General features: G+C 58.4%; 22 protein-coding genes and 1 pseudogene. 19 read left to right on the top strand and 4 right to left on the bottom strand.

Features of this window, described 5'->3' with window-relative positions; translation table 11 throughout:
- Positions 1-13 precede the first annotated feature (13 nt).
- The 15 genes from Q8L89_08425 (at position 14) to Q8L89_08355 (ending at position 13,931) form a co-directional block, all read left to right on the top strand.
- The gene (locus Q8L89_08425) at positions 14-1,189 is read left to right on the top strand and encodes an efflux RND transporter periplasmic adaptor subunit (protein ID MDP1709069.1); all 1,176 of its coding nucleotides are present in this window, start codon (positions 14-16) and stop codon (positions 1,187-1,189) included.
- A complete protein-coding gene (locus Q8L89_08420) occupies positions 1,189-1,905 on the top strand; it encodes an ABC transporter ATP-binding protein (protein MDP1709068.1) in 717 nt (238 codons plus the stop codon). The genes Q8L89_08425 and Q8L89_08420 overlap by 1 nt, the downstream gene beginning before the upstream one ends.
- Positions 1,902-3,122, top strand: coding sequence for an ABC transporter permease (locus tag Q8L89_08415; GenBank protein ID MDP1709067.1), 1,221 nt, complete (start codon positions 1,902-1,904; stop codon positions 3,120-3,122). The genes Q8L89_08420 and Q8L89_08415 overlap by 4 nt, the downstream gene beginning before the upstream one ends.
- A 317-nt stretch (positions 3,123-3,439) precedes the next feature.
- Positions 3,440-5,242 (top strand): translation elongation factor 4, encoded by a 1,803-nt coding sequence (lepA, locus tag Q8L89_08410; protein ID MDP1709066.1) that lies wholly within the window; start codon positions 3,440-3,442, stop codon positions 5,240-5,242.
- On the top strand, positions 5,239-6,060 hold the full coding sequence (gene lepB, locus Q8L89_08405; protein MDP1709065.1) for a signal peptidase I: 822 nt from the start codon (positions 5,239-5,241) through the stop codon (positions 6,058-6,060). The genes lepA and lepB overlap by 4 nt, the downstream gene beginning before the upstream one ends.
- Positions 6,061-6,098: 38 nt before the next feature.
- Complete coding sequence (locus Q8L89_08400; GenBank protein ID MDP1709064.1) at positions 6,099-6,470, top strand: DUF4845 domain-containing protein; 372 nt, start codon at positions 6,099-6,101, stop codon at positions 6,468-6,470.
- Positions 6,467-7,156 (top strand): ribonuclease III, encoded by a 690-nt coding sequence (rnc, locus tag Q8L89_08395; GenBank protein MDP1709063.1) that lies wholly within the window; start codon positions 6,467-6,469, stop codon positions 7,154-7,156. Before Q8L89_08400 ends, rnc begins: the two co-directional genes overlap by 4 nt.
- Entirely contained in the window at positions 7,156-8,034 is an 879-nt protein-coding gene (gene era, locus Q8L89_08390) for a GTPase Era (protein MDP1709062.1), read from the top strand. The genes rnc and era overlap by 1 nt, the downstream gene beginning before the upstream one ends.
- Positions 8,031-8,816: a DNA repair protein RecO gene (recO, locus tag Q8L89_08385; protein ID MDP1709061.1), complete on the top strand. Its 786-nt coding sequence runs from the start codon at positions 8,031-8,033 to the stop codon at positions 8,814-8,816. The genes era and recO overlap by 4 nt, the downstream gene beginning before the upstream one ends.
- Complete coding sequence (pdxJ, locus tag Q8L89_08380) at positions 8,813-9,550, top strand: pyridoxine 5'-phosphate synthase (protein ID MDP1709060.1); 738 nt, start codon at positions 8,813-8,815, stop codon at positions 9,548-9,550. The genes recO and pdxJ overlap by 4 nt, the downstream gene beginning before the upstream one ends.
- Complete coding sequence (acpS, locus tag Q8L89_08375) at positions 9,543-9,932, top strand: holo-ACP synthase (protein ID MDP1709059.1); 390 nt, start codon at positions 9,543-9,545, stop codon at positions 9,930-9,932. Before pdxJ ends, acpS begins: the two co-directional genes overlap by 8 nt.
- Positions 9,933-9,934: 2 nt before the next feature.
- Positions 9,935-10,831, top strand: a complete 897-nt coding sequence (gene cysM, locus Q8L89_08370) for a cysteine synthase CysM (GenBank protein MDP1709058.1) — start codon at positions 9,935-9,937, stop codon at positions 10,829-10,831.
- Complete coding sequence (locus tag Q8L89_08365) at positions 10,828-11,598, top strand: 3'-5' exonuclease (protein ID MDP1709057.1); 771 nt, start codon at positions 10,828-10,830, stop codon at positions 11,596-11,598. The genes cysM and Q8L89_08365 overlap by 4 nt, the downstream gene beginning before the upstream one ends.
- Before the next feature lie 51 nt (positions 11,599-11,649).
- On the top strand, positions 11,650-12,987 hold the full coding sequence (gene rlmD, locus Q8L89_08360) for a 23S rRNA (uracil(1939)-C(5))-methyltransferase RlmD (GenBank protein ID MDP1709056.1): 1,338 nt from the start codon (positions 11,650-11,652) through the stop codon (positions 12,985-12,987).
- 233 nt (positions 12,988-13,220) lie between these two features.
- Complete coding sequence (locus Q8L89_08355) at positions 13,221-13,931, top strand: transposase (GenBank protein ID MDP1709055.1); 711 nt, start codon at positions 13,221-13,223, stop codon at positions 13,929-13,931.
- A gap of 154 nt (positions 13,932-14,085) precedes the next feature.
- Here Q8L89_08355 and Q8L89_08350 read toward each other — a convergent pair.
- Positions 14,086-14,190 (bottom strand): annotated as a pseudogene (locus Q8L89_08350) (IS110 family transposase).
- Between the two features lie 122 nt (positions 14,191-14,312).
- Here Q8L89_08350 and Q8L89_08345 point away from each other — a divergent pair.
- The 3 genes from Q8L89_08345 (at position 14,313) to Q8L89_08335 (ending at position 17,640) form a co-directional block, all read left to right on the top strand.
- The gene (locus Q8L89_08345; protein ID MDP1709054.1) at positions 14,313-16,013 is read left to right on the top strand and encodes a cation:proton antiporter; all 1,701 of its coding nucleotides are present in this window, start codon (positions 14,313-14,315) and stop codon (positions 16,011-16,013) included.
- Between the two features lie 72 nt (positions 16,014-16,085).
- A complete protein-coding gene (locus tag Q8L89_08340) occupies positions 16,086-17,120 on the top strand; it encodes a universal stress protein (protein MDP1709053.1) in 1,035 nt (344 codons plus the stop codon).
- A 91-nt stretch (positions 17,121-17,211) separates the two neighbouring features.
- Positions 17,212-17,640 (top strand): pyrimidine dimer DNA glycosylase/endonuclease V, encoded by a 429-nt coding sequence (locus Q8L89_08335; protein ID MDP1709052.1) that lies wholly within the window; start codon positions 17,212-17,214, stop codon positions 17,638-17,640.
- 597 nt (positions 17,641-18,237) lie between these two features.
- Here the strand turns inward: Q8L89_08335 and Q8L89_08330 are convergent.
- Positions 18,238-19,323 (bottom strand): DUF2235 domain-containing protein, encoded by a 1,086-nt coding sequence (locus Q8L89_08330; protein MDP1709051.1) that lies wholly within the window; start codon positions 19,321-19,323, stop codon positions 18,238-18,240.
- Positions 19,324-19,679: 356 nt separating this feature from the next.
- On the opposite strand from Q8L89_08330, the gene Q8L89_08325 reads away from it, so the two are divergent.
- Positions 19,680-20,774 (top strand): mechanosensitive ion channel family protein, encoded by a 1,095-nt coding sequence (locus Q8L89_08325; protein MDP1709050.1) that lies wholly within the window; start codon positions 19,680-19,682, stop codon positions 20,772-20,774.
- Between the two features lie 111 nt (positions 20,775-20,885).
- Here the strand turns inward: Q8L89_08325 and Q8L89_08320 are convergent, their stop codons facing one another.
- On the bottom strand, positions 20,886-21,314 hold the full coding sequence (locus tag Q8L89_08320) for a cupin domain-containing protein (GenBank protein ID MDP1709049.1): 429 nt from the start codon (positions 21,312-21,314) through the stop codon (positions 20,886-20,888).
- Between the two features lie 72 nt (positions 21,315-21,386).
- Positions 21,387-22,712, bottom strand: coding sequence for a sigma-54 dependent transcriptional regulator (locus Q8L89_08315; protein MDP1709048.1), 1,326 nt, complete (start codon positions 22,710-22,712; stop codon positions 21,387-21,389).

Genomic DNA, 22,712 nt, shown 5'->3' with positions numbered 1-22,712 from the left:
CAACACATACCGAATGCAGACACAAAAAGGCAAATGGAACAAACCGACTCTGCTGGCGCTGTTCGCGGCGGCGGCGGGCGGATTTTACCTGTGGCAGACACTGCAACCGTCCGCCAGCGGGGAGCGCTACAAAACCGAGGCCGTCGAGTCGGGCGACATCACCCAGACCGTGTCGGCCAATGGCACCTTGAATCCCGTCGTGCTGGTCAGCGTTGGCACGCAGGTATCGGGCACGGTGAAGAAGCTCTACGCCGATTTCAACGACCAGGTGCAGCAGGGGCAGGTGTTGATGGAGCTCGACGACGCCTTGTTTCAGGCGCAAGTGAAGCAGAGCGAGGCCAATGTGCGCAACGCGCAGGCCGCGCTCGATCTTGCCTTGGCGAACGAAGCCAGAAGCCGCAGCCTGTACGCACAGGAGTATGTCTCGAAACAGGAGCTGGATCAGGCGGTGCAGGCGTTGCAATCGGCCCGCGCCCAGCGCGCGCTGGCACAGGCGCAGCTTGAAAAAGACCGCACCAATCTGGGCTACAATGTCATCCGCTCGCCGGTGTCGGGAGTAGTGGTAGCGCGCGAGGTGGACATCGGCCAGACCGTGGCGGCCAGCTTCCAGACGCCCACCCTGTTCAAGATAGCGCAAGACCTGCGCCAGATGCAGATCGACTCCAGCTTTGCCGAAGCCGATATCGGCAATATCAGGGAGGGGCAGGCGGTGAAGTTCACGGTGGATGCCTTTCCCGACCGCACTTTTGGCGGCAACGTCAGGCAGGTGCGGCTCAATCCCACCACGGAGCAGAATGTGGTGACCTATAACGTGGTCGTGGCGGTGGACAATCCGGAGCAGATACTATTGCCGGGCATGACCGCCTACGTCAACATCATCGTGGCGAGCCGCAACAATGTACTGCTGGTGCCGAACGCGGCGCTGCGCTTCAAGCCGCAGGACGCCGCTGCCAAGGGCGAGAGGCGCAAAGGCAAGGACGACAAGCGCGAAGCCGGCACGGGCACCGTTTATGTGCTGGAAAATAATCATCTCAAGCCCGTCACCCTCGCCATCGGCATCACCGACAACCGCTCCACCGAAGTGCTTTCCGGTGCACTCAAGACCGGAGACCAGGTGGTGATGGAAGATACACAACTCAGCAGCGGTGACAACCAGGGCACGGGCAGTTTCAGAATGCGCATGTTCTGATGGGAAGCGAACCCGTTATCCGTGTAGCAAGGCTGTGCAAGCAGTATGAGACCGCAGCGGGCGCCGTGCCGGTGCTCAAAGACGTCAGCCTCACCATTGCCCCCGGCGAATTTGTCGCCGTGATGGGCCCGTCCGGATCGGGCAAGTCCACCTTCATGAACATCCTCGGATGCCTGGATGTCCCCACCAGCGGCAGCTATGTGCTCAACGGCCAGGACGTCGGCACGCTGGACGCCGACCAGTTGGCGCATCTCAGGAATGAGGTGATCGGCTTCGTGTTCCAGGGTTTCAACCTGCTGCCGCGCGCCAACCTGGAAGATAACGTGGCGCTGCCGCTGGTCTACCGTGGCGTCACGAAAACCGCGCAGACTGCGCCGGCCCTTGAGATGCTTGAAAAAGTAGGCCTGAAGGGCTACGGGAATTCCATGTCCAACCAGATTTCCGGCGGGCAGCAGCAGCGCGCGGCGATTGCCCGCGCACTGGTTAACCGTCCGCAGCTCATCCTGGCGGACGAGCCGACCGGAAATCTCGACACGACGACCGGCCGCGAGATCATGAGTCTCTTCACGCGGCTCAACAAAGAGAACGGCATCACCATCGTGCTGGTCACCCACGAACACGACATCGCGGCCTATGCCAAACGTCTGGTGCGGTTTGTTGACGGCCGCGTGGTGCATGACGGCGCCGTGACCCATCTTGAAGAGGCGCCTGCATGATCGGCCCGATGCTGGCCGAGGCGTGGCATGCGATGGGCGCGAACCGGCTGCGCACGTTTCTCACCATGCTCGGCATGGTGATCGGCGTCGGCGCAGTGATTCTCATGCTGGCCATCGGCCGCGGCGCGCAGTTTCAAGTCGATCAGTCCATCGCCTCGATGGGCAGCAACCTGTTCATCATCCTGTCGGGCTCCACGACCGCGGGCGGCGTGCGGCTGGGCAGCGGCGCCTCGCCCACCCTGACCCTGGGTGATGCGCAGGCCATCGCAGAACTGCCCACCATCGCGGCGGTCGCGCCCACCGTGTCTGGTGGCGCGCAGGTCGTGTACGGGCAAAACAACTGGGGTACGCAGGTGATCGGCACGACACCGGGTTATCTGGAGGTGCGCGCCTGGCGCCTCGCCGCCGGATATCCCTTCACCGACTCCGACGTGCGCTCGGCCACGCGCGTGGCGCTGATCGGGCAGACCGTCGCCAGGAATCTGTTTGGCGAAGAGGAGCCGGTCGGCAAGACGATACGCATCAAGCAGAGCCCGTACCTCGTCATCGGGCTGCTCGCGGCGAAGGGACAGAGCCTGGACGGACGCGACCAGGACGATACCATTCTCGTTCCGGTGACCACCGCGCAACGAAAACTTTTCGGTACCCAGTTTCATGGCACCGTACGCTTCATCATGGTGCAGGCCACTGCGCCGGAGACCATGGCGGGCACGGAGCGCGCCATCAACCAGTTGCTGCGCCAGCGCCACCGTCTGCAGGAAAGCGCGGACAGCGATTTCACCGTGAGAAATCTCACTGCGGTTGCCAACACCGCGGCGGAAACCGCCCGCATCATGGCGCTCATGCTGGGCGCGATCGCCTCCATCTCACTCGTCGTCGGCGGCATCGGCATCATGAACATCATGCTGGTGTCCGTCACCGAGCGCACCCGCGAGATCGGTATCCGCATGGCCGTCGGCGCACGCCAGCGCGACATCCTGCTGCAGTTCCTGCTCGAGGCCATCATCATTTCCGTCGTGGGCTGTCTGGTGGGCGTGGTGCTGGGCATCGGTGGTGCGACGCTGGTCAACAAAATCACCGGGGCCGCCGTGGTCATCACCTTGGGCTCCGTGCTGATGGCCTTCCTCGCCGCCGCCGGCGTGGGCGTCTTCTTCGGTTTTTATCCCGCCAACAAGGCCGCCCGCCTGAAACCCATTGACGCGCTGCGATACCAGTAATGTGGCTGGTGTCATATGGGGCATAACATTCCGGTCTCACGTCATGCTATCCGGGCTAACGTCTTGTCAGCCCGGTAGGGCGCAATAACCAGAGGGCATTGCGCCGCATGTGTCTTGGCGGCTATAAGGGTGTGCGCCCTGCTTATTGCACCCTCTACGGGCTTTTCAATTATTGTAGGGGTACGCCTCAGGAGCAGCACGCATATAGGGCGGTCTGTCAGGCGCAACAGGGCCACACGCCATGAAATCAAGCTGATTTCCCGCGCCGTCAAGGGTGGTTTAAGGTATAATTTCCCATTGCAACAAGGGTTTGGACTGTGGTCGCTATCTCGCATATCCGTAATTTTTCCATTATTGCTCACATCGACCATGGCAAATCCACGCTTGCGGATCGCTTCATAGAACTCTGTGGTGGCCTGACGGCGCGTGAGATGTCGGCGCAGGTGCTGGATTCCATGGATATCGAGCGCGAGCGCGGTATCACCATCAAGGCGCAGTGCGTGTCACTTAATTACAAGGCCGACAATGGCGAGACCTACCTGTTAAATCTGATTGATACACCCGGCCACGTCGATTTTTCCTATGAGGTATCTCGCTCGCTTGCGGCATGCGAGGGCGCGCTGCTGGTGGTGGATGCGGCGCAGGGGGTGGGTGCGCAGAGCGTGGCCAACTGCTATACCGCGCTCGAGCAGGGAGTGACGGTTGTGCCCGTGCTGAACAAGGTCGATCTGCCTACGGCGGAACCTGAACGGGTGATCAGCGAAATCGAGGAAATCATAGGCATCGAGGCCGAGGATGCGTTGCGTGTGAGCGCCAAGACCGGTCTCGGTGTCAGAGAGGTGCTGGAGCAGTTGATTCAGCTGGTGCCTGCTCCCGATGGCGATGCCGATGCGCCGTTACAGGCGCTTATTATTGACTCCTGGTTTGACAATTTTGTCGGCGTCATCTCGCTGGTGCGGGTGATGCAGGGACGCATCACGCCCAAGGACAAGATCAGGGTGATGTCAACCGGGCGCGCGTTTCAGGTGGAGAAGGTGGGTGTCTTCAAACCTAAACGCAAGGAGACAGAGGGGCTGCAGGCGGGCGAGGTGGGTTATGTGATCGCCGGCATCAAGGACGTGAATGGTGCGCCGGTGGGTGACACGCTGACGCACGTGGACAATCCGGCCCTGAAGGAGCTCGCAGGTTTCAAGGCGGTACAACCCCAGGTGTTCGCGGGCCTGTTCCCGGTCGACCCGGAGGATTATGTGGATCTACGCGAGGCGCTGGGCAAGCTGAAGCTGAACGACGCCTCGCTGAACTATGAGCCGGAGACCTCGCAGGCGCTGGGTTTTGGTTTTCGCTGCGGCTTTCTCGGCCTGCTGCACATGGAGATCGTGCAGGAGCGGCTGGAGCGGGAATACCAACTCAATCTCATCGGCACGGCGCCTACCGTGGTGTACGAAGTGTTGACAACCCAGGGTGAGGTGTTGCGGGTAGACAATCCCTCCAAATTGCCGCTGCAAAATCATATTGCCGAGATGCGTGAGCCAATCATTCACGCTGATATTTTCGTGCCGCAGCAGTATCTGGGAGATGTAATCGGCCTGTGCATGGAGAAGCGTGGTGTACAGAAGAATCTGCAATTTCATGGCAAGCAGGCATCATTGACCTACGATCTGCCGATGAACGAGGTGGTGATCGATTTTTTTGACCGACTGAAATCGGTGAGCCGTGGCTATGCCTCGTTCAGTTACCACTTCGACCGCTTTCAGGCCGCTGACCTGACGCGGCTCGATATCCTCATCAACGGCGAGCGGGTGGACGCGCTGTCGCTTATCGTGCACCGCGAGCGCAGCCAAATGCGGGGGCGGGATCTGGTAGAGCGGATGAAGGATATTATTCCGCGCCAGATGTTCGATGTGGCCATCCAGGCCGCCATCGGTGCCCACGTGATTGCGCGCCAGACCGTCAAGGCGATGCGCAAGAACGTAATCGCAAAATGCTATGGTGGCGACATCACGCGCAAGCGCAAACTGCTTGAGAAACAGAAGGCGGGGAAAAAACGCATGAAGCAGGTAGGCAGGGTGGAAATCCCGCAGGAGGCATTTCTGGCAGTGCTCAAGACAGGTGGCAAATGAACGTTGATTTTGCAGCAGTGCTGCTGGCGGCAGTGGTCGTGAGTGGCGTGATCTGGGTGATTGACGCAGTGCTGTTTGCCCCCCGGCGGCGTGTAGCATTGACACAGTTGCAGGCGGGTGGCGCTGCGCAGTCAGAGATCGAGCGGCTCAAGCGTGGCCCGGTACTGGTGGAGTATGCGCGCTCATTCTTTCCGGTATTTCTGGCTGTACTGTTGCTGCGTTCGTTTCTGGTCGAGCCATTCCGCATACCTTCAAACTCAATGATGCCGACGCTGCTTACCGGCGACTTTATTCTGGTGAACAAGTTTACCTACGGCATCCGGTTGCCGGTAATAGACAAGAAAGTCATCGAGATGAACGCACCGCAGCGCGGCGACGTCATAGTGTTCCGCTACCCGCTTGACACCTCGGTCGATTATATCAAGCGAGTGGTGGGTGTGCCGGGCGATCATGTTGCCTATTACAACAAGACCCTGCGTGTGAATGGACAGTTGATGGCGCAGGACTCCATGGGTATTTACACCGGCGTGGGTGCCGGTAGCAGTATGACCGGGGCGAATCTGCTACAGGAGACTCTGGGCGGCAAGGGGCACCCGATTCTGGTGCGCCCGGGCCAGCCCTCGGTGGAGGGTGAGTTCACGGTACCGGCGGGACAGTATTTTGTCATGGGGGATAACCGTGACAACAGCAATGACAGCCGCTACTGGGGCACCGTGCCGGAACAGAATTTGGTGGGCAAGGCCTTCATGATCTGGATGAATTGGGACGGCTCGAATGGTGGTGTATCATGGCGGCGTATCGGGGCCAGCATCCAGTAATATCCAATACTTGAGTCATGCAAGTCATAGGGGGGGCCATGTATAACAGCAATAAACAGGATGGTATATCGGCGATCGGATTTCTCTTTATTCTTGCGCTGATCGGTATCGTTACACTGGTGGCGCTCAGGTTGTATCCGGCGTATATGGAAAACTTCAAGGTCGCGTTTGCCATGGATTCACTCAGCACTCAGGCGGACATAGGCGAGAAGCGCCGGAGCGAAATCATCGACATGCTGGTCAAGCGCCTGGATGTGGATAATGTCGACCACGTCAAGCCGGCGAATATCGAAATCAAGCCGGGCAACAACGGCGGTTTTCTGCTCGGCGTCAAATATGAGATACGTGGTAATCTGGTGGGGAACCTCGACTTTGTGGTGCGTTTCGACAAGACCGTGGAGCTGCGTTGAGCGAAGCGCGCAGACGGTTGCATAAGTTGCTTGGATACCGCTTTGGCAATGACGGGCTGCTGGCGGATGCGCTTACGCACCGTAGCGTGGGCGGCGCCAACAACGAACGGCTGGAATTTCTTGGCGACGCCATCCTGAACTTCATCATTGCTGCCGAGTTGTACCAACGCTTCCCCATGGCGCGCGAAGGCGATTTGAGCCGTCTGCGCGCGAGCCTGGTAAGGCGCGATGCATTGGCTGATCTTGCCGGCAACCTGAAGCTCGGTGAGCATCTCAGTCTGGGGCCGGGCGAGCTCAAGAGTGGCGGCCAACGCCGCGCATCTACGCTGGCAGACGCGCTTGAAGCCGTTATCGGTGCTGTCTATCTGGATGGTGGCTTTGAGGCCGGACGTACTTTTGTGCTGGGCCTGTATCGGGATGCGTTGCAAAACCTTCCATCAGCGACCGCGCTCAAGGATCCCAAAACCCGGTTGCAGGAGTATCTCCAGTCGCGCGGCAAGCCGACACCTGAATACGGCATGATCGAAACGACAGGCGAGGCGCACGCGCAAACCTTCCGCGTTGAATGCCGCGCCGCAGGCATATCGCCCACTGAAGGTGTGGGTAGTACGCGCAGGAGCGCAGAGCAGGCGGCAGCAGAGCAGGCGCTCCTGCAGCTGGGACAGAACCAGAAGTCTGCCCACTGATGCGTTCGGGCTACGCTGCCATTGTAGGCCGTCCCAACGTGGGCAAGTCGACACTGCTCAACCACCTGCTCGGACAAAAAATCAGCATCACCTCGCAACGCCCTCAAACTACGCGCCACCGCATTCTCGGCATCAAGAACGGCAGCGACTATCAGATCATCTACGTAGATACCCCCGGCCTGCACCAGGCGGGTAAACGTGCCATAAACAAATACATGAACCGTGCCGCGCTTACCGCCCTGAACGATGTAGAGGTGGTAATTTTTGTGGTTGAAGGGCTGCGCTGGACGGACGAAGATGGCTATGTGCTGGAGCGGATCAAGGATTTGAAGGTGCCGGTAATACTGGCCGTCAACAAGGTTGACAAGATTCTCGATAAAACGGCGTTGCTGCCGCACCTCGCCAAATTACAGGCGCAGATGCAGTTCGCGCACATCATTCCGCTTTCGGCGCGTAATGGCAGCAATCTGCCGGAGCTGGAGCAAGCCGTGACGGCGCTGTTGCCCGAGGGTGAGGCCCTGTACCCAGAAGACCAGCTTACCGATCGCAGCGAACGTTTCCTGGCGGCGGAATTTGTGCGCGAAAAGCTCATGCGTGGCACCGGCCAGGAGGTACCCTACGCCGTCACGGTGGAGATCGATAAATTTTCACATCAGCGCGGAATATTGCATATTCACGCCGTGATCTGGGTCGAGCGCGAGGGGCAGAAGGCCATCATCATCGGCGAAAAAGGCGAGCGCCTCAAGCGCGTGGGGACTCAGGCGCGCATGGAGATGGAGCGCATGTTTCAGTCCAGGGTATTCCTGCAGTTGCTGGTGCGCGTAAAGCAGGGCTGGTCGGACGATGCCCGCGTCATGGCGCGACTGGGCTATCAATGAGCGTCACCCGCGTCAGCCTGCAGCCCGCCTTTGTGCTGCACCATCGGCCTTACCGCGATACCAGCGCACTGCTGGAAGTTTTCACGCCGGAGTTCGGGCGCGTAGGGCTGGTGGCACGCGGTCTGAGATCGGCCAAGTCGCGCCTGCAAGGCATAGTGCAGCCATTTCGTCCGCTGCTGATTTCATGGAGTGGGCGCGGCGAACTGGGTACGCTTACCGGTTGCGAGGCGGACGGCGGCATGACCAAACTGGATGGCCCGTTAATCCTCAGCGGCTTCTATCTGAACGAGTTGTTGCTGCGTTTGTTGCACCGGCACGACCCGCATCCTGCTCTGTTTGAGTGCTACGGCCAAACGCTGCAGGAGATGCAGCAGCCGGACGGTAGTGTGGGTGCAGCGGGTATGGGGGTGCAACGCGCGTTGCGCCTCTTCGAGAAGCACCTGCTGCGTGAAATAGGCTATGCGCTGATGCTGGATCACGAGGCGGAGAGCGGCGCGCCGATAGAGCCCGGACAGGCGTATAATTATCACTTGGAGCGCGGCCCACTGAGGGATCATGCAGGCACGTCGGTCGGCATTCGTGTGCAGGGCAGCAGCCTGCTGGCACTGCTGCATGAGACCCTGCACGACACGTTGAGCCTGCGCGAGAGCAAGCACCTGATGCGCGCTGCACTTGGCCTGTACCTCGGCAGCAAGCCGTTGCAAAGCCGCGAGCTGTATATCGACTTTCAGAAGGACATATCACCGGCGCGGGCAGCGCCCGTGCTGGAAACTGCATCATGAACAGTGAGATTCTGCTTGGCGTCAATATTGACCACGTGGCTACGCTGCGCGAGGCGCGCGGTACCCGCTACCCAGATCCGGTGCAGGCCGCCTTTGAGGCAGAGCAGGCTGGTGCCGATGCCATTACGCTGCACCTGCGCGAAGACCGGCGGCATATTCAGGAACGCGATGTGGAGGTGCTGAAGGACGCTTTGCAGACCCGCATGAATCTGGAGATGGCAGTCACCGATGCGATGCTGGCGTTCGCCATCCATATCAAGCCGCACGACTGCTGTTTGGTGCCGGAGCGGCGCGAGGAGTTGACTACCGAAGGCGGGCTGGATGTGGCCGGGCAGCTTGTGCGTGTGACTGAGGGCTGCGCAGTGCTCAAGGCGGCAGGTGTCCGGGTCTCATTGTTTATTGATGCCGAACTGCAGCAGGTCAAGGCCGCCGCACGTGCCGGTGCACCGGTAATTGAAATCCACACCGGGCATTATGCGGATGCGCAGGACGACCAGGCACGGACAGCGGAATTGCAGCGTATCACGGAGGCCGTAAGGTACGGCAAGACGCTGGGGCTCCAGGTCAATGCCGGGCATGGCCTGCACTACCATAATGTTGCGGCTATTGCCGCCCTGGCGGAGGTGAGCGAGCTCAACATCGGCCACGCGATTGTGGCGCGCGCCGTATTTACCGGATTTTCCGAGGCGGTGCGCGAGATGAAGCGCCTGATGCACGAGGCGCGTCGTGGCTGAGCGCATCTTCGGTATCGGCACCGACATCGTGCGTGTTTCGCGCATGCAGGAAAATATCGCCCGCCACGGCGACAAGTTCGCGCGTCGTATCCTCACGCTCAGCGAAATGGCCGACTTCGCCCGCAGCGAACGTCCAGCCCATTTCCTTGCCAAGCGCTTTGCCGCCAAGGAGGCGGCGGTCAAGGCGCTGGGGCTGGGCTTTAGCGCTGGCCTGACCCCGCGGCATATTGGCGTTGGCCACGAAAGCAACGGCAAGCCGGTGCTGGAGTATCATGGCAAGGCCAGCGCACTGGTGAAAAAGATCGGCATCAGCGCCGGGCACGTCAGCATTGCCGATGAAGACGACCACGCCGTGGCCTTTGTCACACTGATCACGGAATAATCATGGCCACAGACCATCCCACGATTGAGGCGTTTATCGGCAACACACCGCTGGTGTGCCTGCAGCGCCTGCCGGGCGCCACGTCCAACACCCTGCTGGTCAAGCTGGAGGGTAATAATCCGGCCGGCTCGGTGAAGGATCGTCCGGCCATGAGCATGATCAGGCACGCCGAGGCGCGTGGCGAGATCACATCGGGCGACGCACTGATTGAGGCTACCAGCGGCAATACCGGCATTGCACTCGCCATGGCGGCGGCAATACGCGGCTATCGCCTGACGCTCATCATGCCTGAGCATATGAGCGTAGAGCGGCGCAGCACCATGAAGGCGTTTGGCGCCGAGATCATTCTGGTGTCAAAACAGGCCGGTATGGAGGGCGCGCGCGACCTCGCCTTGCAGATGCAGGCCGAGGGCAAGGGTCGTGTGCTCGACCAGTTCTCCAACCACGACAATCCGCGCGCGCACTATGAAACTACCGGGCCTGAAATCTGGCGCGACACAGAGGGCAAGATCACCCACTTTGTCAGTGCCATGGGCACCACCGGTACCATCATGGGTGCCTCGCGCTTTCTGAAAGAGAAAAACCCCACAGTGCAGATTATTGGTGTGCAGCCGACTGAGGGCACGCAAATCCCCGGCATCCGCCGCTGGCCAGAGGCCTACCTGCCGAAGATTTATGACCCCACGCGTGTGGATCAGGTGATGGAGGTGAGCCAGAGCGAGGCGGAGGCGATGACGCGCGAGCTCGCCGCACGGGAGGGTATCTTTGCCGGCATTTCGTCGGGCGGTGCGGTGGCGGCGGCGTTGCGGCTGTCGCAAGCGGTCAGCGATGCCGTTATCGTCACCATCATCTGCGACCGGGGTGACCGCTACCTGTCTACCGGGGTGTTTCCGGAATGAACATCATGGTGTTTGATATTGAGACCGTGCCGGACGTAGAAGGTGGACGGCGGCTGTATCAGCTGGAAGGCCTCAACGACAAGGAGGTCGCCGAGGTCATGTATTATGCGCGGCGGCAGGAAACCGGCAGCTCGGAGTTTCTGCGCCTGCACCTGCACCGCATCATCACCATCTCGGTGGTGGTGCACACGCGCGACAAGCTCAAGGTCTGGTCGCTGGGCGATGCAGACTCCTCCGAAGGCGAGCTGATCACCCGCTTTTTTGACGGCATTGAGAAATACAGCCCGACACTGGTGTCCTGGAACGGCGGCGGGTTCGACCTGCCGGTATTGCATTATCGGGCGCTGGTGCATGGGGTGGCCTCACCCAGATATTGGGATACCGGCGAGGCGGACAGCAGCTTCAAATGGAACAACTACCTCAGCCGTTATCATGCCCGCCATACCGATCTTATGGATGTGATTTCCCTGTATCAGGCACGCGCCACGGCGCCGCTGGATGAAATCGCCACGCTGCTGGGTTTCCCCGGCAAGATGGGCATGCACGGCAGCCAGGTGTGGGATCACTACCAGCAAGGCGATATCCTGAAGATACGCAACTACTGCGAAACCGACGTGCTCAACACCTATCTGGTCTATCTGCGCTTTGAGCTGATCCGTGGCCACCTGACGCCGCCGGAATATGAACACGCGTGCCAGCGCCTGCGCGATGAGCTTGCCAGCACAGGCAAGCCGCATCTTGATGAGTTTCTCGCTGCCTGGCGCTAACCGGCGCACCTCTGCGCCTTCCTGCTACTTGTAACTTGCCACTGCTTCTAAATGCCCCGCCGTTCGCGTAATTTAAAATCACTGCCGCAAGAGCCCGTGCCGGCTCACGTCGAGTCACTCAACCATGATGGGCGCGGTGTGGCGCATGTCGGCGGCAAGGCCGTGTTCATCGAAGGCGCGCTGCCGGGCGAAGAGGTGATGTTCACCTATGTCGCACAACGCAAGCGCTACGATGAAGGAACAGTCGCGCAAATTCTCAAACCGTCGCCGCAGCGTGTAACCCCGCGCTGTACTCATTTCAATATCTGTGGCGGATGCAGCCTGCAACATATGGAGGGCGCTGCACAGATCGAGGCCAAGCAGCAGGTCCTGCTGGACAATCTCAGGCAGATCGGGAGAGTCGAGCCGGAGCAGGTATTGCCGCCGCTGAGGGGCCCGCACTGGGGCTACCGCCGCCGTGCGCGGTTGGGGGTGAAGTTCGTCCTCAAGAAAGACCGGCTGCTGGTCGGATTTCGTGAAAAGCGCAGCGCCCTGCTGGCCGATCTTGAGCGCTGCGAGGTGTTGCACCCCTCGGTCGGCGAACGGCTGCCCGAATTGCGTGCGCTTATCGCCGGTCTCGAAAGCTATAACTGCATTCCGCAGATTGAAGTGGCCGTGGGTGACGAAGCGACGGCCTTGGTATTTCGCAACCTGGCCGCGTTGAGCGGTTCCGATCTGGAAAAGATGCAGCAGTTCGGTGAGGCGCACGGCTTACAGATATATCTGCAACCGTCAGGGCCGGAGAGCGTGACCTTGATCTGGCCGGAGGCCGCGAGTTTGAGTTACCGGCTACCCGATGACGGACTCGAACTGTTTTTCTCACCGACCGACTTTGTGCAGGTCAACGGCGAGATCAACCGCGCCATGATCGCGAGCGTCATCGGTCTGCTCGACCTCAAGCCGCAGGAGCGTGTGCTCGATCTGTTCTGCGGCCTCGGCAATTTCACCCTGCCGTTGGCGCGCCATGCCGGACATGTCACTGGAGTGGAGGGTGATGCGAAACTGGTGCAGCGCGCAAAAGACAATGCGCGCCACAACGGTATCCACAACGCGGAATTCTACGCTGCCGACCTCAGTCAGGATTTGGCGCAACAGCCGTGGGCCGAACAGTGCTTTGACAAGATTATGCTCGACCCGCCGCGCACCGGCGCGCTGGAGATCGTCAGGCAACTGCCGCTGTTCGGGGCCTCAAGAATTGTGTACGTCTCGTGCAATCCCGCCACCCTGGCGCGCGACGCACAGGAGCTGGTGCAGCGTGGATACAGGCTGCTGAGTGCGGGCGTGATGGACATGTTTCCGCACACCACGCATGTTGAGTCCATCGCGTTGTTTGAGAAAATACGGGAATAGCATCTAACGACACAATCAACTGGCCCCTTAAACTTTCCCCGATTTAGTTGACACCTTGGGCTAACGAGCTCGGAGGTGTGGAATGGCAAGATCAGGGCCCCGCAAAGTGTCGAGGTATGGCGATCAGTTCAAGAATCAATGGGGTCAGACTCAGAATCAATGGGGTCAGACTCGATTGATATTTGATTGAAAACGCAGTACAGTGCCTATTCCCATGAAGCTGGTGGCAGGCAATGGCGCGCTTACCTAGATTTGTAATTCCCGGCCAACCGCAACATATCATCCTGCGCGGCAACAACCGTACAGAAATCTTCTGTGCCGACGCAGACTACCGTTTCTATCTTGAAAAGTTACAGTTAGCCTGCGACCACCACGGCTGTGATGTTCATGCCTATGTACTGATGACCAACCACGTACATTTACTCATCACACCACACGAAGAACAAAGCCTTCCAAAAGCCATGCAAATGCTGGGGCGTTACTATGTGCAGTACTTCAACTACTACTACCAGCGTACCGGCACCCTGTGGGAAGGCCGCTATAAAGCCACCCTGATTGATACCGAAGCCTACCTGTTGACGTGCATGCGCTACATAGAGTTAAATCCGGTACGGGCAGGCATGGTGTCACATCCGTCCGAATATCCTTGGTCAAGTTATCATCACAACGCCTTGGGTCAGCCCAATGATTTGGTGACGCCGTATCTTGAATACCGGCGCTTGGGCAAGGCCGACGAAGAGCGTCAGGCTGCCTACCGCCAGCTATTCAAGCATCATATTCCCGAGAAAAGCATCACCGAAATAAGAGAAGCGACCAATAAAGCCTGGGTGTTAGGAAATGATCGGTTCAAGCAACGCATTCAAAAGCGATTGGAGAGACGAGTTGAGCCGGGAGCCAGGGGTGGGGATAGAAAATCAGAAAAATTCAGAATCAATCGAGTCTGACCCCATTGATTCACCGAGTCTGACCCCATTGATTCCATGCATTGATTTTCACATTGATTTTCCATTGATTCCATTGATTCGCCCGGTTCGGCATGGTGGCCGGATTGGCTTAATTTCGATGGCGGCTAATATTTTGCTCGAGTACGTCACAGGGGTCACGACTGAGATTTTTGCGGAACACTGTCTTGCCTCGGGCATCGACCCCATGCACACTAAAGCTATTCCTTGCCAAATCAATACCCATGGTAGCAACGTTCATGATGACTCCTCCTCTTCCGTTGATTGATGGCTTACACCTTCAGTCTGGCACATCTGATGCCCCAGAAGCAGGGGGAGTCGATATCATTCGTTAGGCTCTCTTGACAGCGAAACAAACCAATGATGGAGCATCTCGCACAAATCCTCTTGCTTCTGGCCGTAGCGATAGCCGTCGTGGTTACGTTTCAGCGCTTGCATATCCCGACCAGCCTGGGGTATTTACTGGTGGGCGTGATTCTCGGGCCATACACGCTGGGGCCGACGGTCTCGGTGCCGGAGTTTGCAGCGCTCGCTGAATTCGGCGTCGTCTTCCTGCTGTTTATGATTGGGCTTAATTTCTCCCTGCCGCAATTGCACGCGTTGCGGCACCAGGTCCTGGGACTGGGAAGCGGGCAGGTCGTATTCACAACCTTGCTCGTTGGGACTATCTTGTGGCTCGCCGGGCTTCCCGTCGCAGCCGCGTTCGTGTTCGGTGCCGTCTTCGCCCAGTCGTCGACGACCATTATTTCCAGCCTGTTGACCGAGCAGGGCGAGGAAAACACCCGACACGGCCGCCTCGGACTCGCGATGTCTGTTTTTCAGGACGTCACCGCCGTTCCTTTTCTGGTGATCATACCCGTGCTGGGCACGGCAGTCGCTGCGGATGTGCTGGCGGGCGCTTTAGGCTGGGCGCTCGCGAAAGCCGTTCTCGCCTTCGCGCTCGTGTTCTTTGCAGGGCGCTGGCTGCTCCGTCCGCTGTTTCATATCGTTTCGGAACGCAGGTCTATCGAAATGTTCACGCTGGCAGTGCTGCTGGTCACATTGCTCGCCGCATGGACCACAAACAGTCTCGGGTTGTCGCTGGCATTCGGGGGATTTCTTGCCGGAATGATGCTGGGTGAGACGGAGTTCCGCCACCAGGTGGAATCGAGCATACGCCCTTTCCGGGATGTACTGCTTGGTTTGTTCTTTATCGGCATCGGCATGCGCTTCGACCCGGCCGCGATACCACCCATATGGTACTGGACCCTGCTCGGCGCGTTGCTCATTCTGGTGAGCAAGACACTGATTGTCGCCGCAATGGTGCGCAGGATCGGGGTTGACACCCAGGTCGCGTGGCGCACCGGCTTGTTGTTGAGCGTGGGCGGTGAATTCGGCCTCGCCCTCATTGCCATCGCGTTGGATACCGGCGTAATCGACATGCAACTGGGTCAGATCGCGATAACATCGGTTTTGCTCTCGATGATCGCAGGCGCCGTTCTGGTTCGCTTCAATGGCGTCATTGCGGCCCGGCTGGCCGGAACCCCGCGTGCTGAGGCGCGCGCTATTCCGGAGTTGCCGGAAACTCCGGGACAACAGGTCGTGATCGGCGGTTATGGCCGCGTAGGCCACACCATCGCCGTGCTATTGCATTCAAGCGGTGTTCCGTTCGTGGCCTTTGACACCGATTCGAAGCGGGTAGCGCAGGGAAGAGCGGATGGTCACCCGGTATCGTATGGTGACATTTCCGATCCGGGATTGCTGACCGCCGTTCATGTGGAACGCGCTTCTCTGGTCGTGATTACCGTTGACAGCTTCGCCACGGCATTGGACACGATTTCCTATTTGCGCAGAACCTGTCCGCAGGTGCCGGTCATCGCGCGGGCGCGGGATCTTGAAACAAGTACACGGCTGCTTGATGCCGGCGCTATCCACGCGTATCCAGAAACAATTGAAGCGAGCCTGCGCCTCGGTGTGACCGCGCTGCAGATGCTTCACGTTCCGTCTGACGATATCGATCAGGTAGTCCAGGGCGTGAGAGATTGGGGCTACAGGCCCATACTGGAAGATGAGCAGGAAAAGTAGTAAAAATTCAACCAGGCGCTTGCGCGCATCACCGGGTGCGTTGCCGGCCGTCTGGAGGTGGAGGTGAATAATATGAGGCAATTCAAGAACATTCTCTACGTCTCCGAGGCATCCGTTGCGCAGGGACCGGCGATAACGCGGGCGGTGTCGCTGGCGGAAAATAATCAGGCGGACCTGACGGTTATTGCGGTCGTTCCGGTTGTCACGGCGAGTATCGGTACGCCGCCCGGCGGGCCCACCTCTGCCAAATTACAGACAGCCATGGTTAACAAACGCCGGGAGGAACTGGAGTCCCTGATCGCGCCCTACAAGCAACGCCTCAGCATCCGGCTGGACGTGCTGGTGGGTAAAACGTTCCTTGAAGCAATTCGCGCCGTTATGCGCAACAAGCACGATCTGCTGATCAAGCCCGCCGAAAATCCAAACTTCATCGAACGGCTGTTTGGCAGCGACGACATGCATTTGCTGCGCAAGTGTCCCTGTCCAGTATGGTTAACGCGTCCAGAGGAAAAGGCGAATTACGCATGCATTCTGGCCGCCGTCGACTTCAACCTGGATATGCCTGACACGTCTGACACAGTAGATCAGAACCTCAACCAGAAGATTCTTGCACTGTCCAGTTCGCTCGCGTTGTCCAACTTCGCTGCATTGCATTTAGTTCATGTCTGGGATGCCCCGGCCGAAATGATGGTGCGGTCATGGAGCGACAATCCGGACGAAGCTGGCATGGCCTATGTTGAAGGTGAACGTTCACGTCATGAAAGAGACTTAAGCCGCCTTCGCGAGCAGTTAAGAGACCGAATAGGAAAAGAGGCCTACGATCATCTTTCTCCTCAATACCATTTTCTCCGCGGAGCAGCCTCCAAGGTCATACCGGATACAGCGAAGCAGCTGCAAGCCGATCTGGTGGTCATGGGAACGGTCGCCCGGACAGGCATAGCTGGATTGTTCATCGGTAATACTGCAGAAGCCATTCTCGAACAATTGCAATGTTCCGTACTCGCCGTAAAACCTCTTGGCTTTGTCTCCCCGATAAAGCTATCTGAGCAGCAGATACCAAACTTGATGCTACTTAAGATGGGTTCGTTGAGCGACAAGAAAACCTAACAATCGCATGCACGCGGGCAGCAAAAAGCGCCGCTCGTTCCTCGCTCTGCTTTTTGCTGCCGGTGATGCGAAGCGTTGGGCGCCATAGAGCATGCGTCTCTGGTCATTACATTCCAAGTATCTCGATCCTCAAGGTCTAGTCGCGCTGTGGCGGGAAACCCTTTTGGCGCAGTCCGTTCTACGGGGCGAAACGCGTGGTTATCGCAATCATCCGCAGTTGGACCGCTTTAAGAACCACTCAGCGCCACTCGCGGCCATCTCGCTGTATCTAACGGCTATTCATGCCGAGGCCGAGATGCGCGGGTACTCTTTCAATAAAAGCAAAATCAAACCAACACGAAAGGTCGTAACACTGACTGTCACGTCCGGCCAGATGGCGTATGAATGGGCGCACCTCCTGGTAAAACTCAGCGTGCGTAACCCCGCGCTTTATCGGAAGTGGCTGGCTACTGAAGTACCAGAGGCGCATCCCATGTTTACAGTGCGAGCAGGTGAAGTTGAACCTTGGGAGCGTCAATGATCGGCATTTTGGCGAATCAATGGTCTGACTCGATTGATCTTTTGCTGGCTACGCTTTCCGCCCCCGCTTTTAGCTGTTGAGCGAAGCCAATACCCCAAAATCATCCCTATCGACCCAAGTGCCCACTTGTTTTGGGCTTCACCATAGTTTGCGGAGAGAATAACGTAGATGCTTTAGAGGAGAACAACCACTGATATAAATGCGGGCATCAACTCATCAATTTTTTTACTTAACGACTGTACACGCCCACCGGCTTTCTCAAGAGTAACTCTACTACTTTCTGCAAGAAGCTATTCTTTTTCTGCTTGTGTCAAAGATGCATAATCACGATATCTTAAGTAAAGCAGTGCACCGATGGTGCCGATGAAGATTACAATTGGAGCGAGCGTTAAAATATCCATAGGCTGAAACCCCTACTTATAAAATAGTACGCATCCTGTAAGGTCTTCCTGACACCATTGGCAAGCCACCTGTGCTGGATTAGACCCCGCAGCTTGTTTCAAGGCGGGTATTTTTTGGGGCTGGCCGAGGCCGGGTTGTTGCCGCTGATAGTGGGGCGGTGCGGCAGTAGGGTTGGCCAAACGATAGGCTCGCCCGTTACTGCTCGTCCCCTCGGCGGTCGCCGGTTCTTTTGAAATAATCCTTGAGCCCGGGTGGGCGGTATGTGGCATCGCTGTCCCAGCGGGTGAGCACGCTGTCGTGCACAGATTGCGTTGGGTCGGTGCGGCTCATGTTACCGGTTGATGCGTCCGCAGGTTTGATGGCCCAGCCGATGTCGCGATCACAGCCAACGGTCAGCCGATAAAAACCGGTTTTCGAGTTGTGTAGCATCGCGAGTGGGTCAGGCTTGAGTGCATGGGCCTGCATTGCTGCGCTATCGAATTTGAGGCCGGCACCCTGTGCCTTGCCTATCATCCAGTCGAGCGTGATATCCGACAGCCCGCGCTCGGGGTAACTGCCGCCTACATCACTGTGTACGCCGCAGAACCACGCCTGCTGGACGGTCTGCTCTGGTTTCGGCTTATACGTCCAGAGCGTGGGTTCGAACGGCGCGCGCCGCTCATCGATGGCGAGCGCATGGTAGGCATGCTCAACCACGCCACTTAGCTCGGTGTCGTGAAACTGGTATTTGCCCCGCGTGACCCAGCGCAGACCGCGCAGCGGAATACCGAGCGCGCCAACGGTATCCCACACGCCGATGCATTTAATCTTGATCTCGTCGGCACCGCAGAGAGAGTAATCGGTTCTGAATTTCAGCGGGACGGCATCGTCGGGGTGCAGGTCTGTGCGGTACAAGGCGATCGCCTCGCGGTAATGCTCGACGAAGCCGCGCCCCAGTACACCGCATTTCCGTATCATGCCAGCAATGCTGCGGGCAGTGAACGCGCCCCGGCTGAAACCGAAGAGATACAGCTCGTCGCCGGGCTCGTAGTTGGCGACGAGGAAGCGATAAGCGTCGTGGATGTTGGCTTCCAGCCCCGCACCTAACGCCCCGCCCGAGACACGATCCAGAATATTGCCGCTACCCACACCCTGATCGTAATAAACAATCTGCGGAATATCGCCATCACGCTTGGCAATCCGGTAGCCAATCTTGACAACGTTGGTGGGGCAGGGCTCGTCGTTCTCTTCCTGGTCTGCCGTATTCCACGTTCCATCACAGCAAAGTATGAGCCGTTTCATGGCGTCTCCTTGTCAGGCGGGGCGGGTTTGAGGTAATTCTGTGGCTATTTCTTCTTGCGTGCGCCATCCCGGGCTGCTTCATTGGCCACTATATGAATCGCTTCCGGTTCAAACCCTTGTTGGCGTTTATTCTCATGCATGCTCTGCCTCCAATGGACAGTTACGTGGCCAGGGTGCTTTTGGGTGCTGAAAGCGCAGGCCGTTTGTGTTGAATTAGACGCCGCAGCCTGATTCAAGGCAAGTACTTTTTGGGGCTGGCCGAGGCCGGGTTTCTGCCGCCGTTTTGGGGCAACGTGTGAGCATGATCTGTTAAACTGTGGTTTCACTCTTTACGGCGTGACAGCAACCCGATGGATATGAACGCACTCTCAGACTCGCTGGGATTTTCCGCTCTGGCAGAGCTGTGGCTGTTGCAGGTTGTGCTGGTGGCCGTGGCCGCCGTGCTGGCCAACGCCGTTGCCCATTTTCTGCTGCGCCATGCGGAGAAGCTCACCCGCCTGGCTAACGGCACCTGGGATGATGCGCTCATCAAGGCGGCGAAGCGGCCGGTACCAGTCGTGGTCTGGCTGATAGGCATTACCCTTGCGGCAGACATCGTGGGCAAGGAGAGTAGCGCTGCCATCTTCGATTCTGTGCCACAGGTGCGCAACGTCGGCATCATTCTTTGTCTCGCCTGGTTTTTGGTCCGCCTCATTCGCAACGTTGCCCACAACATCATCGCGCTGCACGAGGAAAAAGGCGACGAGGTAGACCGCACCACCATCGACGCGCTGTCGAAGCTGGCCCGCCTCACAGTGGTCATCACTACCGCGCTGGTGGCAATGCAAACCCTCGGTTTCAGCGTCTCGGGTATATTGGCGGCAGGTGGTATCGGCGGCCTTGCCCTCGGTTTTGCGGCCAAGGATTTGCTGGCCAATTTCTTTGGCGGTCTCACCATCTATCTGGACCGGCCCTTCAGCGTAGGTGACTGGATACGCTCGCCGGACAAGGAGATCGAAGGTACGGTGGAATGCATCAGCTGGCGTCACACCCGGGTACGGGGCTTCAACAAAAACCCTATCTACGTGCCGAACGCCCTGTTTACCACCATCGTGGTGGAGAACCCCACACGCATGACCAATCGCCGGATCAAGGAGACGGTGGGTATTCGCTACGAGGATATCGGCGTAATGGATGCGATCGTGGCAGACGTAAAAGCCATGTTGCAGAATCATCCGGAGATCGATACCAACCAGACCCTGATTGTGAACTTCACCACCTTCGGCCCGTCGTCGCTGGATTTCTTTATCTACACTTTCACCAAAACCAAGGACTGGGTGCACTACCATGCAGTGAAGCAGGACGTGTTGCTGAAGGTGGCCGGGGTCATCGACCGCCACGGTGCGCAGATTGCCTTCCCCACCCGCACCCTGCACATCGAGCCCGCCACCGAACCCGCCGCAGGTGCATGAAGGGGCAAGCGCTTTGTATCGGGCCTAGTCGAGGCCGAGTTTGCTCAGGCGGTAAACCGGGCGTGCGTCGACTTGAGTGGTTTGCGAGAATAATGCTTGCTGCCTGTCTTGCTAGGGTGCGCTTTCCTTTATCGATAACTGCTGGTTCACTGATCCTGCATAGAAAACCACGATTTTTACCGGTACAGTGCCAACGCTGCGGCCGTTGTGAAGAGTGTTTACGACCTCGGCCAGCGCCTCACCTTGCTTGAGGCGCTTTACTTCCCCGGTTTTCAGATGAACTTCCAGCTCGCCTTCCAGAATCACGCCAAACGAAGGAACCGGGTGTAAATGCCAGCCAGTTTCAGCGCCCGGTGCCAGTTCAACAAGCATGCCGGTAATTTCCGCCTTGCCGTCAGGGTAAGAAATTGGTTTCCCGTCCCAGCTGCTTTCCGTCTTTAATAGTGTGGAAACCGTTACAGATGTGGATTGCTCAAGACAAAATGCGGTTTGCTGAAACAGCAGTGCGATGATCGGAAGGGTTAATTTCACGGCTTTCATGTTCACTCCATTATGGATACCCATAAATCGTTAAGGAGCCAGGGACCACCTAGCAGTTTGTTGTCTCGCGGCCTAGTCGAGGCCGAGTTTTTTCAGCCGATAGCGCAGGGCGCGGAAGGTGATGCCGAGCAGCTTGGCGGCGGCAGTTTTGTTGTAGCGTGTCTTTTCCAGTGCCTTGACGATGGCCTCTTTTTCCAGCGTGCCGAGATAGGGTTCCAGCGCGCTGCCATCATGCACGACGGCCTCATGCGTCTGCGACAGGTGCAGATCGGGGGCATCGATTACGCTGCCTTCGCACAGGGTGAGCGAACGCTCCAGTATATTTTCCAGCTCGCGCACGTTGCCGGGAAACGGGTAGTGGCTGAGCGCTTCCCGTGCGGCGGGGCTCAGGCGCGGCGTGGTGACACCGGTCGCTGTGCCGAGGCGTTGCAGGATGTGTTCGGCCAGCAGGGGGATGTCCTGTGGGCGTTCACGCAGGCTGGGCACGTGCAATTCAATGACGTTGATGCGGTAAAATAAATCTTGGCGGAACTCGCCTTTTTTCACCAGGGTGGCCAGATCCTTGTGGGTGGCGCTCAGAATGCGTACGTCGATGCCGACTTCTTTTTGTTCGCCGATGGGTCGCACGGATTTTTCCTGTATCGCGCGCAACAGTTTCACCTGCATGTGCAGTGGCAGGTCGGCAACCTCATCCAGAAACAGGGTGCCGCCGTGGGCGGCCTGAAACAGCCCGGCCTTGTCGGCCACCGCGCCGGTGAAACTGCCTTTCTTGTGGCCGAAGAATTCACTGTCCATGAGGTGCTCGGGAATCGCGCCACAGTTCACCGGGATGAATGGTCCGCGCGCGCGCGGACCGCTTTCGTGAATCAGGTGTGCGACCAGTTCCTTGCCGGTGCCGGACTCGCCACTGATATACACCGGCGCCTGACTGCGCGCGAGCTTGGTGACGGTGCTGCGGATGGCCTGCATGACAGTCGAGTTGCCGAGCAGGTCGAGACCGGAGCGCGTGGGTGACGGCTCGATGCGGGTGGACGAGAGCCGCAGCGCGGTGCTGACCAGATTACGCAGCACGCGCAGGTCGACGGGCTTGGAAACGAAATCGAACGCACCTGACTTGAGTGCGGCGATGGCCGACTCCATGTTGCCATGGGCGGTGATGACGGCAACCGGCGTGTCAGGGTAGTCGGTTTGCATGTGCTCGACGAGATCGAGGCCGCTACCGTCCGGCAGGCGCATGTCGGTGAGGCAGAGGTCGAACGACTGTTGCGCGAGCAGGGTATGTGCCTCCTGCAGTGTTGCAGCCGTTTGTGAGGTAATGTGCATGCGCTTCAGCGTGAGTTGCAGCAGCTCACGGATGTCGGCCTCATCATCTACTATTAATGCAATGGGGTCACTCAT

The organism is Gammaproteobacteria bacterium (genome assembly GCA_030680605.1).
Classification (GTDB): domain Bacteria; phylum Pseudomonadota; class Gammaproteobacteria; order SURF-13; family SURF-13; genus JAQBXX01.
Note: the sequence above shows the minus strand (reverse complement) of the source record. Positions and strands in the feature narration are given on the sequence as shown.

Excerpts from the sequence above, each read along its gene's own strand:
- Q8L89_08425 (MDP1709069.1), top strand. The coding sequence starts at position 14 with ATGCAGACACAAAAAGGCAAATGGAACAAACCGACTCTGCTGGCGCTG.
- Q8L89_08420 (MDP1709068.1), top strand. The coding sequence starts at position 1,189 with ATGGGAAGCGAACCCGTTATCCGTGTAGCAAGGCTGTGCAAGCAGTAT.
- Q8L89_08415 (MDP1709067.1), top strand. The coding sequence starts at position 1,902 with ATGATCGGCCCGATGCTGGCCGAGGCGTGGCATGCGATGGGCGCGAAC.
- lepB (MDP1709065.1), top strand. The coding sequence starts at position 5,239 with ATGAACGTTGATTTTGCAGCAGTGCTGCTGGCGGCAGTGGTCGTGAGT.
- Q8L89_08400 (MDP1709064.1), top strand. The coding sequence starts at position 6,099 with ATGTATAACAGCAATAAACAGGATGGTATATCGGCGATCGGATTTCTC.
- era (MDP1709062.1), top strand. The coding sequence starts at position 7,156 with ATGCGTTCGGGCTACGCTGCCATTGTAGGCCGTCCCAACGTGGGCAAG.
- recO (MDP1709061.1), top strand. The coding sequence starts at position 8,031 with ATGAGCGTCACCCGCGTCAGCCTGCAGCCCGCCTTTGTGCTGCACCAT.
- pdxJ (MDP1709060.1), top strand. The coding sequence starts at position 8,813 with ATGAACAGTGAGATTCTGCTTGGCGTCAATATTGACCACGTGGCTACG.
- cysM (MDP1709058.1), top strand. The coding sequence starts at position 9,935 with ATGGCCACAGACCATCCCACGATTGAGGCGTTTATCGGCAACACACCG.
- Q8L89_08365 (MDP1709057.1), top strand. The coding sequence starts at position 10,828 with ATGAACATCATGGTGTTTGATATTGAGACCGTGCCGGACGTAGAAGGT.
- rlmD (MDP1709056.1), top strand. The coding sequence starts at position 11,650 with ATGCCCCGCCGTTCGCGTAATTTAAAATCACTGCCGCAAGAGCCCGTG.
- Q8L89_08355 (MDP1709055.1), top strand. The coding sequence starts at position 13,221 with ATGGCGCGCTTACCTAGATTTGTAATTCCCGGCCAACCGCAACATATC.
- Q8L89_08345 (MDP1709054.1), top strand. The coding sequence starts at position 14,313 with ATGGAGCATCTCGCACAAATCCTCTTGCTTCTGGCCGTAGCGATAGCC.
- Q8L89_08340 (MDP1709053.1), top strand. The coding sequence starts at position 16,086 with ATGAGGCAATTCAAGAACATTCTCTACGTCTCCGAGGCATCCGTTGCG.
- Q8L89_08335 (MDP1709052.1), top strand. The coding sequence starts at position 17,212 with ATGCGTCTCTGGTCATTACATTCCAAGTATCTCGATCCTCAAGGTCTA.
- Q8L89_08330 (MDP1709051.1), bottom strand. The coding sequence starts at position 19,323 with ATGAAACGGCTCATACTTTGCTGTGATGGAACGTGGAATACGGCAGAC.
- Q8L89_08325 (MDP1709050.1), top strand. The coding sequence starts at position 19,680 with ATGAACGCACTCTCAGACTCGCTGGGATTTTCCGCTCTGGCAGAGCTG.
- Q8L89_08320 (MDP1709049.1), bottom strand. The coding sequence starts at position 21,314 with ATGAAAGCCGTGAAATTAACCCTTCCGATCATCGCACTGCTGTTTCAG.
- Q8L89_08315 (MDP1709048.1), bottom strand. The coding sequence starts at position 22,712 with ATGAGTGACCCCATTGCATTAATAGTAGATGATGAGGCCGACATCCGT.